Source organism: Kineococcus arenarius subsp. arenarius (genome assembly GCF_050871845.1).
Classification (GTDB): Bacteria; Actinomycetota; Actinomycetes; order Actinomycetales; family Kineococcaceae; genus Kineococcus.
Map to the genome: position 1 here is coordinate 1 of NZ_JBJLSE010000104.1, position 13,663 is coordinate 13,663.

Genomic DNA, 13,663 nt, shown 5'->3' on the forward strand with positions numbered 1-13,663 from the left:
GGGCCAGGAACCCGTCGCCGGCCAGGGCCTCGGTCCAGGCGGCGGTGGCGGCCTTGAGCAGCTCGTCGCCGGCCTGGTGCCCGCGGGTGTCGTTGAACGCCTTGAAGCGGTCCAGGTCCAGCAGCGCGACGAGGAACGAGGTGCCCTGCGCGCGCCGCGGCGCAGGCGCGGGAGAGCTCGTGGTCCCAGGTGCGGCGGTTGGCCGCGCCGGTCAGCGGGTCGGTGCGGGCCAGGGCGGCCAGCTGCACGGCCTGGCTGCGCACCTGCTGCAGCAGGTCCCAGACGCGGGTCACGACCAGGGCGATGAGCAGCACCGAGCCGGTCGCCAGCCACGCCACCGGGGTGGTGCGGCCGGTCAGCGCCAGCAGTCCCAGCACCCCGGAGGGCAGGGCGGCGGCCAGGGCGAGCACGCCCAGGCGAAGCGGGGTCAGCCCCCCGGTGGCGGCGGGCTTCTTCTCCGCCAGCGCCGGGGCGGAGGCGCTGCGCGCGGCCAGGGCGATGCTCAGGTAGAAGCACAGCCACAGCGCGTTCAGCGAGCGGGGAGCGACGTCGCCGCCGGTGCGGTGCTGCACGACGGTCCAGGCCACGTCGGCGACCACGGTGGCGGTCGTGCCGCCGGCCAGCAGCCAGAACGCACGGGTGCGCGCGCCGGGGCCGGTGACCATCCGGGCCAGCAGGTGCACCAGCACGACGTCGGCGACCGGGTAGGCGGCGCTGGTGACGCGGGCCAGCGCGCCCTGCGTGCTGTCGGTGGCCAGCGGCAGCACGACGAAGACGCCGAACAGCGTGGCCGCGCTGAGCGTCACCACACCCGCGTCCAGCAGGCTGCCGCGGTGGGAGGACCCACCGCGCTGGCGGTTCAGGCCCAGCAGGCCGACGGTCACGGGCACGTACGCCAGCAGGTAGACGGCGTCGGCGGGGGTGGGCCACGCCTCGCTGCCGCGCAGCTGCAGCGCGGTCAGGGTGCTCTCGCCGACGAGGTAGAGCAGCTGCCCGGCCAGCAGCCAGCACCACGGCCCGCGCTGGGGCCGGGGCACCCGCGGGACCGCCAGCGCGGTGAGCGCGAACGCCAGCGCGACGGGCACCAGGTACGCGACGGCACCGGCGCGCGAGGCGGGGTCGGGCAGCGTGGACAGGGGCACGGCGACGGCTGCGGTCACCGCCACGGCTCGCAGCCGCGCGGGGCCGGCCGTCCTGTCCTGCATCACCTCCGCTCCATCGGCTCCCGCGCGCCCGCCCTGGAGCCGGCGTCACACGCGTGGCCCACGCCGACCGTGCTCCCCGCCGGTGCCGGGGGCGCGGGTTAGGCTCGGGCGCGTGGTGAGCATCCCTGGCCTGAAGACCGTGCTGGACCGCCCGGCCGCCGAGCCCGCGGGCGGCACTTCCCGCTCGAGCGCCCGGTTGACCGGCTGGGGTCGCACGGCGCCCACGACGGCGACCGTCCTGCGCACCGCGGACCTGGACGTGCTGGCAGAGGCGGTGCGCACCGCCGGCCCGCGCGGCGTGATCGCCCGCGGCCTGGGCCGCAGCTACGGCGACCCCGCCCAGAACGCCGGCGGCCTGGTCATCGACATGACGGCGCTGGACCGCATCCACGACATCGACGTGGACACCGCGGTCGCGGACGTGGACGCCGGCTGCTCGCTGGACAAGCTGCTGCGCGCGGTCGTGCCGCACGGGCTGTGGGTGCCGGTGCTGCCGGGCACCCGGCAGGTCACCGTGGGCGGCGCCATCGGCGCCGACATCCACGGCGGCAACCACCACACCCAGGGCACCTTCACCCGCCACGTGCTCTCGCTGGACCTGCTGACCGCCGACGGCGAGGTCCGCACCCTGACCCCCGACGGCCCGGACCGCGAGCTGTTCCTGGCCACCACCGGCGGCATGGGCCTGACCGGCGTGGTGCTGCGCGCGAAGATCCGCCTGGACCGGGTGGAGACGTCGTACTTCATCGCCGACGTGGAGCAGGCGCCGGACTTCGACGAGATGCTCGAGCGGCTGACGAAGAACGACGAGAACTACACGTACTCCAAGACGTGGTTCGACTCGGTGACCAAGGGCGCGCACATGGGCCGCGGCTTCCTGCTGCGCGGTTCCTCCGCGAAGCTGGAGGACCTGCCCGCGAACCTGCGCAAGGACCCGCTGAAGTTCGACGCCCCGCAGCTGGCGACCTTCCCGGACGTCTTCCCGCCGGGGATGCTGAACCGGCTGACGGCCAAGGCGCTCAACGAGTTCTACTACCGCAAGGCCCACACCCAGCAGGGCGTGGTGCAGAACATCACGCAGTTCTACCACCTGCTCGACCTGTTCGCGGACTGGAACCGGGCCTACGGCCCGCGCGGTTTCCTGCAGTACCAGTTCGTCGTGCCGATGGACCGCACCGACGTCCTGCGGGCCAGCATGGAGACCATCGTGGAGTCCGGGCACATCTCCGCCCTGAACGTCCTCAAGCGCTTCGGCGAGGGCAACGACGCACCGCTGTCGTTCCCCCGCAAGGGCTGGACCCTCGCGGTGGACCTGCCCGTCAAGCCCGGCCTGGGCGCCCTGTGCGACCGCCTGGACGAGATGGTGCTGGAGGCCGGCGGCCGCCTGTACCTGGCGAAGGACTCGCGCACCACCGCGGACCGGTTCGCGCAGATGTACCCGGACCTGCCCGCGTGGCGGAAGGTGCGCGACGCGGTCGACCCGGAGCGCAAGTTCGCCTCCGACCAGTCCCGGCGCCTGCAGCTCGTCACCGGCTGAAGGGTCCCGCCGTGACCACCCCCGCGACGACGGCCACCCCGGCGCTGAAGGAGTGGGGTGCGGTCGTGCACGCCCTGCTGCAGGGCCGTCAGGCGCTGCTGCTGCGCAAGGGCGGCATCCACGAGAAGCGCTTCGCCGTGGGCGCCTCCCGGTTCGTGCTCTTCCCGACCGTGGCGCACAGCCACGCCGAGTCGGTGCGGCCCGAGCACCGCGACCTGCTGCCCCTGGGGGCGGCCGACGCCGCCGACGCCCCGGGCGGGGAGCTGCTGGTGCGCGCCGGCGCCGAGGTCGTGGCCGTGGTGCCGGTGGCCCGCCCCGAGCGGGTGGAGGAGCTGGAGGACCTGCACGTGTGGACGAGCGCGTCGGTGCGCTCCTCGCGGGTGGACTTCCGGCCCCGCCACCTGCTGACCGCGCTCGTGGTGCGGGCCGTGGAGCTGCCCGAGCCGGTGCGCCTGGTGCGCCGCCCCGAGCACGGCGGCTGCACGAGCTGGCTGGACCTGGAGGTGCCGTGGCCGGCGGGCACCGGCCGGGCCGTGCACGCCGACGAGCACCTCGCGGCCGTGGAGGCCGCGGTCCGCGAGCGCGTCGGCTGACGCGCCCGCGGGCCCGGTGCGCCCGTCAGGGCACGGTGTACCCGGCGGCGCGGAACAGCTCGTACCACTCCGCACGGGTCAGCGGCAGGTCCGAGCCCTGCGCCGCGGCGGCGACCCGCTCGGGGTTCGTCGTGCCCAGCACCACCTGCATGCCCGCCGGGTGCCGGGTGATCCACGCCGTGGCGACCGCCAGCGGCGGCACGCCGTACTTCCCCGCCAGCCGGTCCAGGACCGCGTTCAGCTCCGGGTACTGCGGGTTGTCGAGGAACACCCCGGTGAAGAACCCCGCCTGGAACGGCGACCACGCCTGCACGGTGATGTCGTTGAGGCGGCAGTAGTCGAGGAGCCCGGCGTCCCGGGAGATCGACTGGTCCAGCCCCTGCATGTTCGCCGCGACGCCGTGCGCCACCAGCGGTGCGTGCGTGATCGACAGCTGCAGCTGGTTCGCCACCAGCGGCTGGCGCACCGAGCGCTTGAGCAGCTCGATCTGCCCCGGCGTGTGGTTCGAGACGCCGAACGCGCGGACCTTGCCCGCCTCGTGCAGCTCGTCGAACGCGCGCGCCACCTCGTCCGGTTCGACGAGCGCGTCGGGGCGGTGCAGCAGCAGCACGTCGATGCGGTCGGTGCGCAGCGCCTCGAGCGAGGCGTTCACCGATCCCGTGATGTGCTCGTACGAGAAGTCGAAGTACGGGCCGTCCGGCACGATGCCGCACTTGGTCTGGATCGTCACGGCGTCGCGCTCGGAGGAGCTCATCGGGACGGCCTCGGCCCACCGCTGCTCGCAGCGGTGCAGCTCACGGCCGTACACGTCGGCGTGGTCGATGAACGTGATGCCGGCGTCGCGGGCCGTGGACCACAGGGTCCTGATCTCCTCGTCGCCCATGTCGACGATGCGCATCAGGCCCAGGACGACGTTGGGGACCTGCAGGCCGCTGGTGCCCAGGGGGACGGTCCTCACGCTCACGCCTCCGACAGGGTCGAGACCTCGTCCGCGCTGAGCGTCAGCTCGGCGGCGCGGGCGGAGTCGGTGATGCTCTGCGGGCGCGAGGAACCGGGGATCGGGACGACCACCGGGGCCAGGGCGAGTTCCCAGGCCAGCGCGACCTGCTGGACGCTGACGCCGTGGGCGTCGGCGACCCGCTGGAACGCGGCGTGCCGGCTGCCGAGCTCGGCGGCGTTCGAGATGCCGCCCAGCGGGCTCCACGGCAGGAACGCGATGCCGAGCCGGGCGCAGTGCTCCAGTTCGCCGAGGCTGGAGCGGAAGGCGGGGGAGAACTGGTTCTGCACCGAGGCCAGGCGCCCGCCGAGGACCTCGTTCGCCTCGTCGATCTGGGCGACGTCGGCGTTGGAGATCCCGGCCATCGCGATGACGCCCTCGTCGAGCAGGTCGCGCAGCGCGCCGACCGACTCCGCGTAGGGGACGTCCGGGTCGGGGCGGTGGAACTGGTAGAGGCCGATCGCCTCCACGCCCAGGCGCTTCGCCGACGCCTTGGCGGCCTCCTTCAGGTGCTCGGGACGGCCGTCCTGGTACCAGGTCCCGTCGCCGGGGCGCAGGCTGCCGCCCTTGGTGGCCACCAGGACCTGGGAGGCGTCCCCGCCCCAGCTGTGCAGCGCGCGGGCGACGAGCGCCTCGTTGTGGCCGACCTCGCCGGCGTCGCGGTGGTAGGCGTCGGCGGTGTCGATGAGGGTGACACCGGCGTCGAGCGCGGCGTGGACGGTGGCCAGGGACCGCTCCTCGTCGGGCCGGCCCTCGATGGACATGGGCATCGCACCGAGGCCGATGGCCGAGACGGTGCGGGATCCGAGGCTGCGCTGCTCCATGGCGGCGACGCTACGAACCCCTCCCGCAGAAGTCCAACGACTACCGCTTCTGGTTCCGAGAAGTAGGGTTTCTGGATGGACCTGCGGCAGATGCAGTACGTCGTCACGCTCGCCGAGGAGCGGCAGTTCACCCGGGCGGCCGCGCTCACCGGCGTCTCGCAGTCGGGGCTGTCCGCGGCGATCAGGGGCCTGGAGGACGAGCTGGGCACGGCGCTGTTCGAGCGCACCTCCCGCCGGGTCGAACCCACCGACGCCGGGCGCGCGCTGCTGCCCTTCGCCCGTTCGATGCTCCAGCAGGCGGCCGCCGCCCGCGACGCCGTCGTGCAGGCCGGCCGGGAACTGTCCGGCACGCTGCGGGTGGGCGCCGAGCAGTGCCTGGGCCTGGTCGACGTCGCCGGCCTGCTGGAGCGCTTCCACCGCCGCTACCCTCAGGTGGAGGTCCACTTCGACCAGGCCGGCTCGCACGACCTGCTCGACCGGGTGCGGGCCGGCGACCTCGACGTCGCCCTGGTCGCCACCACCGAGCACCTCGGCGCGCTGCCGCACACGGTCCTGGGCACCGAACCGCTGGTGCTGCTGTGCCCGGCGGAGCACCCGCTGGCGGCCCGCCCCCGGGCCACCTGGGCGGACCTGGCGGACGCGGGGTTCATCGACTTCGCCCCCTCCTGGGGGGTGCGCCCCCTCAACGACGCCGCCTGCGCGGCCCACGGGGTGCGCCGCCGGGTGCGGTTCACCGTCAACGACGTCCACACCCTGCTGGACCTCGTGGACCGCGGCCTGGGCGCGGCCCTGGTCCCGCGGCACGTGGCGGCCAAGCCCCAGGCCGCGCGGCTGCGCGTCGTGCCGCTGCCCGACGACGCGCCGCAGTGGGTGGTCTGCGTCGTCAGCGCGCCGCGCGAGCGCGGGGCCTCGGCCGCCCCGCGCCTGCTGGAGCTGCTCGTGGGAGGTCCCGGCCCGCACGCCCTGCCCGCGCCGGTCTGAGGCGGCTCACCGCAGCGCCGTCGCCCACGCCTCCCGCGTCGTCGTCACCGCCCGGCCCGTCGCGGCGGCCTCGGTGATCGCCGCCGCCACGAGCTGGTCCTGGGCGGCCTCGGCCAGCGGGTACGGCGCCGGGCCCGCCCCGCGCGCCCAGGCGGCGGTGCGCACCAGCAGCGCCGCCACCGCGATCTCCTCGTCGGACAGGCGCTCGCCCGGGAAGGGGTTGCGGTGCAGCACCTCCCCGTCCAGGGAGAGGTGGTCCAGGGCGAAGCCCTGCACGTCCTGGTGGACGCCGGTCTGCCGTCGCACGATCGCCGACTCCACCACCGTGCGCTCGTCCACCAGCCGCACCACCCGGTCGTCGGTGATCTCGCCGGAACTGCCGCGAACCACCAGTCGGCGGGTGCGCAGCGGGTTGCGCGTCTGCGTCTCGGTGAAGTCGTACAGGCCGCCGCGCCCGTCGCCGGCGTCGAGGACCGCCACGGTGGAGGCGGTCGGGTGCGCGGCGGTGTCGCCGGTCCAGCCGCGCCGGTCCACGGGGTTCACCAGCGGGGCGGTGCGCGTCACCGCGCTCACGCGCAGCGGTTCGGCGCCCAGCCCGGTGAACGCGCGGATCAGCGCGACCGCGTGGTGCAGCTGCGTGGAGGAGACCTGCACGTCGCCCACCGCGCCGATGAGCCCGCGCCGCACGACCTCCAGGCGGGCGGCGTTGCCGGGGTTCAGCGGGTACTGCTCGGCCACCTGCACCCGCCCGCTCGCGCCCACCCGCTCCCACAGCCGGCGCAGCGCGGGCACGTCCGCACCGGGCGGGGTCTCGGCGAGCACCGCGGCCCCCGCGGCCACCAGTTCGGGCAGGAGCGCCGCGCCGGCCGAGGGCGGCGCGGTGCTGACGACGAACTCCGGGTCCGCGGCCAGCAGGTCCTGCGTGCCGGCGACGACCGGCGGCCCGAAGCGGCGGGTCACCTCCCCGGCCGCGCCGGGGTCGCGGGACAGGACCGCGGTGACGCGCAGGTGCTGCGGCAGGCGCTGCGCCAGGCGCAGGAACATGCCGGCGCGGTAGCCGGTGCCGACCAGCGCGAAGCGCGCCGGCCCGCCGGGCTCCGCGGGGCCCGGGGTGCTCACACGCCGACCGTGGAGGCCCGCACGACCAGGCGCGTCGGCATCGTCGTGGTCCCGGCCACCCGGTTCCCGGCGACGGCGTCCAGCAGCAGTTCCCCCGCCCGGCGCCCCATCGCCTCCAGGCCCAGCGCGACGGTCGTCAGCGGCGGGCGCGAGGCCAGGGCGATGACGTCCCAGTCGTCGAAGCCCACGACGGCGACGTCCTCGGGCACGCGCCGGCCGGCGTCGCGCAGCCCGTCGCACACGCCGCGGGCGATCTGGTCGCTGCCGCAGGTGATCGCGTCCACGTCCGGGTGCCGGCGCAGCAGCAGCTCCGCCGCCAGGCGTCCCCAGCGCTCGCTCCAGTCCCCGTGCAGCGGCTCGCCGAGCAGGTGCTCGCCGGCCTCGGCGGCGGCGGCGTCGCGGCGCACCACCGTGGCGTGGTGGTCGGCCGGGCCGGTCACGTGCGCCACCCGGCGGCGGCCGAGGTCCAGCACGTGCCGCACGGCGGCGGCGGCCCCGCCGGCCTGGTCGACGACGAGGCTGGTGTCGGCCGGGTCCTGGGAGGGGGTGAAGGCGTACACGACCGGCACGTGACCGGGGGCGGCGACCGGCGGGCGCGGTTCGGTGCGCCGGCCGGTGACGATGATGCCGTCGACGCGGCGGGCCAGCAGGGTGCGCAGGTAGTGCTGCTCGCGCAGCGGGTCGTCGCGGCTGTCGCACAGCAGCACGACCATCTCCCCCGCGCCCAGGGTGTTCTCCGCGCCCAGCATCACGGGGATGGAGAAGCGGCCGAAGCTGTCGGTGGTGATCAGGCCCACCGTGTAGCTGCGCCCGGAGGACAGCCCGCGGCCCAGGGAGTCGGGGGTGAAGCCGAGCTGCTCGGCGGCGCGGCGGACGCGCTCGCGGGTCTCCGCGCGCAGCTGCCCGGTGCCGTTCAGCGCCTTGGAGGCGGTGCCGGGGGAGACGCCGGCGAGGGCGGCGACGTCCACGATCCGCGGGGGGGTGCTCACCGCCGGAACGCTCGTTTCCGTCATGCCGCGCCTCCTGGTCCTCGACGGGCGACGTCCTCGGCCCGGGGACCCACGACTGTACCGCTCTTGACGGTGCCCGTCGGGGGTCGTAGCGTGCGCGGCAGAAAACGTGTTCCGCCGTTTCCGGTGGAAGCGGCGGACGAACTCGACGGAGAGCTGATGACCACGACCGCGCCCGCCCCCAGCACCACGACCCCGGCGCCCGTCGCCCCGGCCGCACCCACCGCGGACGCCGCGGTCGCGCTGCACCCGGTCCCCTCGGGCAGCGCCCGCATCACCGGCGGGTTCTGGCACGAGCGCCAGGACGTCAACCGCCGCCAGGCGATCCGCACCGGCTACGAGAAGCTCGAGACCGCCGGGAACCTGCAGAACCTGCGCATCGCGGCGGGCACCGCCACCGGCGAGGTGCGCGGTCCGATCTTCATGGACTCCGACGTCTACAAGTGGCTCGAGGCCGCCGGGTGGGAGTACGGGCGCGAGCCCGACGAGGAGGTCCTCGGCTGGATCCGCGAGATCACCGACATCGTGGCCGCGGCGCAGGCCGAGGACGGCTACCTCGACTCCGTGCAGCAGGTCCGCGGGAACGGCGAGCGCTACGTCGACCTGCCGTGGAGCCACGAGCACTACTGCGCCGGGCACCTCTTCCAGGCCGCCGTGGCGATCCACCGCACCACCGGCGAGACCGGGCTGCTCGACGTGGCCGTCAAGCTCGCCGACCACCTCGTCGCCACCTTCGGGCCGGGGAAGACCGAGGAGGTCGACGGGCACCCGGTCGTCGAGATGGGCCTGGTGGAGCTGTACCGGGAGACCGGGAACCGCGCCTACCTCGACCTCGCGCAGTGGTTCGTCGACGCCCGCGGCCACGGCATCATCGAGCAGCACGGCAAGGAACCCACCTACTTCTCCGACCGCGTGCCGGTGCGCGAGGCGAGCACCGTGGAGGGGCACTCGGTGCGCGCGGTGTACCTGACGGCCGGCGCCGCCGACGTCGCGGCCGAGACCGGCGACGCCGAGCTGCTCGCCGCGCTCACCCGGCAGTGGGAGGGCATGACCTCCACCAAGACCTACGTGACCGGCGGCATCGGGGCGCGCTGGGACTGGGAGCAGTTCGGCGACCACTACGAGCTCGGCCCGGACCGGGCCTACGCCGAGAGCTGCGCCGCCATCGGCAGCGTGCAGTGGTCCTGGCGGATGCTGCTGGCCACCGGCGAGACCCGCTACGCCGACCTCGTCGAGCGCACCCTCTACAACGCGTTCCTGCCCGGCGTCTCGCTGGCCGGCACCGAGTACTTCTACGTCAACCCGCTGCAGATGCGCGCCGGTGCCCACACCGACGAGGAGCGCAGCGCCGCGCACGGCCGCCGCCCGTGGTTCGACTGCGCCTGCTGCCCGCCGAACATCATGCGGACCCTGTCCAGCCTGGACGCCTACGTGGCGACCACCTCCGGCGACGGGGTGCAGCTGCACCAGTACGCCACCGGCACCGTGCGCGCCGACGCCGCGGGCGGGGTGGAACTGGCCGTCAGCACCGACTACCCCTGGGACGGCACGGTCCGCGTGGAGGTCCGCGAGCCGGGCACCGGCGAGTGGGAGCTGGCCCTGCGGGTGCCCGGCTGGGCCGAGGGCGCCACCGCCACCGTCGCCGGCGACGCCGTCGAGGCCACCGCGGGGCAGTACCTGCGCGTGCGGCGCACCTGGTCCGCCGGTGACGTCGTCGAGCTCGTGCTGCCGATGGGCGTGCGCGTCGTGGAGGCCGACCCGCGCGTGGACGCGGTGCGCGGCGCCGTCGCCGTCGAGCGCGGCCCCCTCGTGTACTGCGTCGAGCAGCCCGACCTGCCCGCCGACCTCGTCGCCGACGACGTGCGGGTGCGCGTGGCCGAGCTGCGCGGCGCCCGCGCCGAGCACCGCCCCGACCTGCTCGGCGGGGTGTCCGTGCTGCAGCTGCCGGTGCACCGCGCGCTCGGCGCGGCGACCGGGCCGCTGTACCGCCCGGCCGCCGACGAGGCGCCCGAGCAGGCCGAGGCCGAGACCGTCGAGGTCCCGGCGATCCCCTACTACGCCTGGGCCAACCGCGAGATCGGGCCCATGCGCGTCTGGCTGCCGCGGGCCTGACCCGCCCGCACGAGATCCGACGAGGATCAGAGACCGGAGGAGAGCGATGGTGCTTCCCCGCAGGAACGTCCTGGGCCTGGGAGGGCTGGCGGCGCTGAGCGCGCTGCTGCCCTCCTGCGCCTCCACCCTCCCCGAACCCGACGTCACCGCCGCCGGGTTCGGGGAGGACGCCACCGGCACCGTCCGGATGTGGTGCCGAGCGGCCACCGTCGGCGGGGTCCAGCAGACCGTCGACGCCTTCAACGCCTCCCAGGACCGGGTGCGGGTGGAGCTGACGCCCGTCCTGGACGCGCAGTACGTCACCAAGCTCGCCACCGCCATCCGCGGCGGGAACGTCCCGGACATCGTCGACATCGACGACATCAACTCGATGCTGTTCATCTACCGGGACACCTTCACCGACATCACCCCGCTGGTGGAGCAGCTCGACTTCGCCGACGAGCTCAACCCCGGCCAGCTCGGGCTGGCCACCCGCGACGGCCGCCGCTACGGCGTGCCGTACATCGCGGACAACTCCGCGCTCTTCTACAACACCGAGCTGCTGGAGCGGGCCGGGGTGGACGTCGAGACCGCCACCGCGGACCTGGACGGGATGCTCACCGCGGCCCGCGCGGTGGGGGAGCTGGGCGACGGGTCCTACGGGTTGTCCATCGACGGCAACGCCGCGGGCATCCTCGGGTTCGTCGTGCAGCCCCACGTGTGGGCCGCCGGCGAGCGCACCGTCGTCGGCGAGGTCGGCGACCAGCAGGGGAACATCGTCGGCAACGACGCCGTCCGGCGCACCTTCGAGTTCTACCGGACGCTGTGGGAGGAGGGCCTCATGCCGCAGGCCAACTTCTCCGCCGACGGCGCCCGCTGGGGCGCCGCCTTCACCGAGGGCACGGTCGCGCTGTTCCCGGCGAACTACGCCGTCGCGGTCCTGGGCGCCTCCCCGGAGATGCAGGCGAAGACGGGGGTGCAGCTGCTGCCCGGACCGGACGGCGGCCGGGCGACCTTCGCCGGCGGTGACAACCTGTGCATCCCGCGCGGGGCGGCCAACGCGTCCGGGGCGTGGCAGTTCGCCCGGTTCGCGCTGGACCTCCCGCAGCAGACGAACCTGCCCGCGGGCGGCTACATCCCGGTGCGCTCGGACGCGGCGACCGACGAGTACCGCTCGACGTACCCGCTGGCGGTGCCCCCGCTGGAACAGATCGAGGAGGCGTACGCCCCCGTGACCCTCGCCTACAACCTGCTGTTCAACCAGCAGGACTCCCCCTGGATCGCCGCCTTCCGGCAGGCCGTCTTCGACGGCGACGTCGACGGTGCCCTGGTCACCGGCCAGGAGGGCTTCGACCGCATCCTCGAGCAGGCGCAGCTGTGAGCGCCGTCGCGGACCGCGCCGCCACCCCCCGTCCGGCCCGGGGCCGGCGAGCCCCCGCGAGCAGCAGCTCCACGGGGAACTCCCTGACCCACCCGACGCGCACCGGACTGCTGCTGGTGCTGCCGGCGCTGGCCTTCGTCGTCGTCTTCGTGCTCGTCCCGCTCGTCTTCGCGGTCTACATGTCGCTGACGAACTGGCCGCTCATCGGCTCGTACGAGTTCACGGGCCTGCGCAACTACCTCGGCGTCGCGCAGGACCCGGTGTTCTGGAAGTCGGTCGGCTACACCCTGCTGTACACGGCGATCGTCACGCTGCCGATCCTCGTGGTCGGATACGTGCTCGCCGTGCTGGTCCGGTCCAACCGGCGCGGGTCCACCTTCTTCCGGACGGTCTTCTTCCTGCCCTACGTCATCGGGCTGACCACCCTGAGCTTCCTGCTCGTGCTGGAGGCCCAGCCGAGCTCGGGCGCGGTGAACATCGTGCTGGAGCGCCTGGGCATCACCGACGGCACGACGGCCTGGCTGGCCGACGGCCCGCTGGCCACCGGCCTGATCTGCGTGATGATCATCTGGGCGGTCTCGGGGCTGACGATGGTGCTGCTCATGGGCGGCATGCAGGGCATCCCGCGCGAGGTGTACGAGTCCGCGGAGATGGACGGCGCGAGCTGGTGGCAGCGCGAGCGCAGCATCACCGTCCCGATGCTCCGCAAGACGATCGCGATGAGCCTGGTCATCTCCGTCATCGGTTCGCTGCTGGCGTTCACCCAGTTCTACGTCCTCACCCGCGGCGGGCCGGGCACGGACACCCAGACCGTCGTCATGTACATCTACCAGCGCGGTTTCGTGCAGCTGCAGCTCGGTGCCGCCTCGGCCCTGTCGGTCGTGCTCGTCGTGGTCATCGGCCTGGTCACCGCCGCCCAGTTCCGCCTGCTGCGTGAGAAGGACTGAGGGAGCCGTCGTGTCCACCACCGTGCCCACCGAACTCGCCACCGCACCGGGCAGCGCGCCGCAGCGCCGCACCCGGACCCGCCCCGCGGCAGGGCCCGAGCGCACCCGGGCCGAGAGCCGCACCAAGGTCACCCTCTACGCCGTCGGCGGGATCCTGGCGGCGCTGGTCTTCCTCGTCCCGCTGGTGTGGTCCGTGCTGCGGTCCTTCCAGCCCAACGACGCCATCATCGCCACGCAGCCCACCTGGGAGCAGCTGACCTCCTTCACGGGGGAGAACTTCAGCGCGCTGTTCACCGGCAACGCCGACATCCTGCGCTCGGTCGGCAACAGCCTGGTCGTGTCGATCGCCACGGCCCTGCTGACGGCCTTCCTGGCCACGCTGGCCGGCTACGGGTTCGGCCGGTTCGGCTTCCGCGGCCGCAACCTCCTGTTCGGCCTCATCGTGGTGACGATGATGGTGCCCTTCCAGGCGATCATCACGCCGCTGTACCTGCAGATGAACGCCATGGGGCTGACCGACTCCCGGCTCGGGCTCGTGCTCTTCTACTCCACCGTGAACCTCCCGTTCGGCGTGTTCGTCATGCGCAACGCGTTCGAGTCGATCCCCGCGGAGATCGAGGACTCCGCGCACGTGGACGGCGCCGGGACGCTGCGCACGCTGACCTCGGTGCTGCGCCCGATGCTCGTGCCCGGCATCGCCACCAGCGCCCTGTACGCCTTCCTGGCGTCCTGGACGGAGTTCCTGGGGGCGCTGACGTTCCTCACCGACGACCGCAAGTACACCCTGCCGCTGTCCCTGGTGAACCTGCAGTCCGGCGCCTACGGGGCGGTGAACTTCGGCTACCTCGTCGCCGGGGCGGTCGTCGCGATGATCCCGTGCGTGATCCTCTACGTGGCCCTGCAGCGCTTCTACGTCGCCGGTCTCGCCTCCGGCGCCGTCAAGGGCTGACCCCACCCCCACCCCCACCCCTCCCCCCA

General features: G+C 74.2%; 12 protein-coding genes. 7 read left to right on the forward strand and 5 right to left on the reverse strand.

The window, feature by feature from the left end; all coding sequences use genetic code 11:
- Positions 1-124 (reverse strand): diguanylate cyclase domain-containing protein (locus tag ACRYM0_RS17790; protein ID WP_432507186.1); only part of this gene is annotated, 124 nt, incomplete at its 3' end.
- 1,223 nt (positions 125-1,347) lie between these two features.
- Between ACRYM0_RS17790 and ACRYM0_RS17795 the strand changes: the two genes are divergently transcribed.
- Both ACRYM0_RS17795 and ACRYM0_RS17800 read left to right on the forward strand, forming a co-directional pair.
- Positions 1,348-2,742 carry an FAD-binding oxidoreductase gene (locus ACRYM0_RS17795; protein WP_432507188.1) on the forward strand — a complete coding sequence of 465 codons (1,395 nt, stop codon included), beginning with the start codon at positions 1,348-1,350 and terminating at the stop codon, positions 2,740-2,742.
- 11 nt (positions 2,743-2,753) lie between these two features.
- A complete protein-coding gene (locus ACRYM0_RS17800; RefSeq protein WP_432507176.1) occupies positions 2,754-3,335 on the forward strand; it encodes a DUF1802 family protein in 582 nt (193 codons plus the stop codon).
- Positions 3,336-3,360: 25 nt separating this feature from the next.
- Here the strand turns inward: ACRYM0_RS17800 and ACRYM0_RS17805 are convergent, their stop codons facing one another.
- Together ACRYM0_RS17805 and ACRYM0_RS17810 are read right to left on the reverse strand one after the other, a co-directional pair.
- Complete coding sequence (locus ACRYM0_RS17805; RefSeq protein ID WP_432507177.1) at positions 3,361-4,293, reverse strand: aldo/keto reductase; 933 nt, start codon at positions 4,291-4,293, stop codon at positions 3,361-3,363.
- 2 nt (positions 4,294-4,295) lie between these two features.
- Entirely contained in the window at positions 4,296-5,156 is an 861-nt protein-coding gene (locus ACRYM0_RS17810) for an aldo/keto reductase (protein ID WP_432507178.1), read from the reverse strand.
- A gap of 75 nt (positions 5,157-5,231) precedes the next feature.
- Between ACRYM0_RS17810 and ACRYM0_RS17815 the strand changes: the two genes are divergently transcribed.
- Positions 5,232-6,137 carry a LysR family transcriptional regulator gene (locus tag ACRYM0_RS17815; RefSeq protein ID WP_432507179.1) on the forward strand — a complete coding sequence of 302 codons (906 nt, stop codon included), beginning with the start codon at positions 5,232-5,234 and terminating at the stop codon, positions 6,135-6,137.
- 6 nt (positions 6,138-6,143) lie between these two features.
- Here the strand turns inward: ACRYM0_RS17815 and ACRYM0_RS17820 are convergent, their stop codons facing one another.
- Positions 6,144-7,256, reverse strand: coding sequence for a Gfo/Idh/MocA family oxidoreductase (locus tag ACRYM0_RS17820; RefSeq protein WP_432507180.1), 1,113 nt, complete (start codon positions 7,254-7,256; stop codon positions 6,144-6,146).
- Complete coding sequence (locus ACRYM0_RS17825) at positions 7,253-8,269, reverse strand: LacI family DNA-binding transcriptional regulator (protein WP_432507181.1); 1,017 nt, start codon at positions 8,267-8,269, stop codon at positions 7,253-7,255. The genes ACRYM0_RS17820 and ACRYM0_RS17825 overlap by 4 nt, the downstream gene beginning before the upstream one ends.
- 156 nt (positions 8,270-8,425) lie before the next feature.
- On the opposite strand from ACRYM0_RS17825, the gene ACRYM0_RS17830 reads away from it, so the two are divergent.
- The 4 genes from ACRYM0_RS17830 to ACRYM0_RS17845 are packed head-to-tail and all read left to right on the forward strand — an operon-like array spanning position 8,426 to position 13,634.
- Positions 8,426-10,378: a glycoside hydrolase family 127 protein gene (locus tag ACRYM0_RS17830; protein ID WP_432507182.1), complete on the forward strand. Its 1,953-nt coding sequence runs from the start codon at positions 8,426-8,428 to the stop codon at positions 10,376-10,378.
- A gap of 46 nt (positions 10,379-10,424) precedes the next feature.
- A complete protein-coding gene (locus ACRYM0_RS17835; RefSeq protein ID WP_432507183.1) occupies positions 10,425-11,738 on the forward strand; it encodes an ABC transporter substrate-binding protein in 1,314 nt (437 codons plus the stop codon).
- Positions 11,735-12,685, forward strand: coding sequence for a carbohydrate ABC transporter permease (locus tag ACRYM0_RS17840; RefSeq protein WP_432507184.1), 951 nt, complete (start codon positions 11,735-11,737; stop codon positions 12,683-12,685). The genes ACRYM0_RS17835 and ACRYM0_RS17840 overlap by 4 nt, the downstream gene beginning before the upstream one ends.
- A 10-nt stretch (positions 12,686-12,695) precedes the next feature.
- Positions 12,696-13,634: a carbohydrate ABC transporter permease gene (locus tag ACRYM0_RS17845; protein WP_432507185.1), complete on the forward strand. Its 939-nt coding sequence runs from the start codon at positions 12,696-12,698 to the stop codon at positions 13,632-13,634.
- The last annotated feature ends 29 nt before the right edge of the window (positions 13,635-13,663 follow it).

Bases quoted from the DNA above. Each gene is read 5' to 3' on its own strand.
- ACRYM0_RS17810 (WP_432507178.1), bottom strand. From the start codon at position 5,156: ATGGAGCAGCGCAGCCTCGGATCCCGCACCGTCTCGGCCATCGGCCTC.
- ACRYM0_RS17815 (WP_432507179.1), top strand. From the start codon at position 5,232: ATGGACCTGCGGCAGATGCAGTACGTCGTCACGCTCGCCGAGGAGCGG.
- ACRYM0_RS17835 (WP_432507183.1), top strand. From the start codon at position 10,425: ATGGTGCTTCCCCGCAGGAACGTCCTGGGCCTGGGAGGGCTGGCGGCG.
- ACRYM0_RS17830 (WP_432507182.1), top strand. From the start codon at position 8,426: ATGACCACGACCGCGCCCGCCCCCAGCACCACGACCCCGGCGCCCGTC.
- ACRYM0_RS17825 (WP_432507181.1), bottom strand. From the start codon at position 8,269: ATGACGGAAACGAGCGTTCCGGCGGTGAGCACCCCCCCGCGGATCGTG.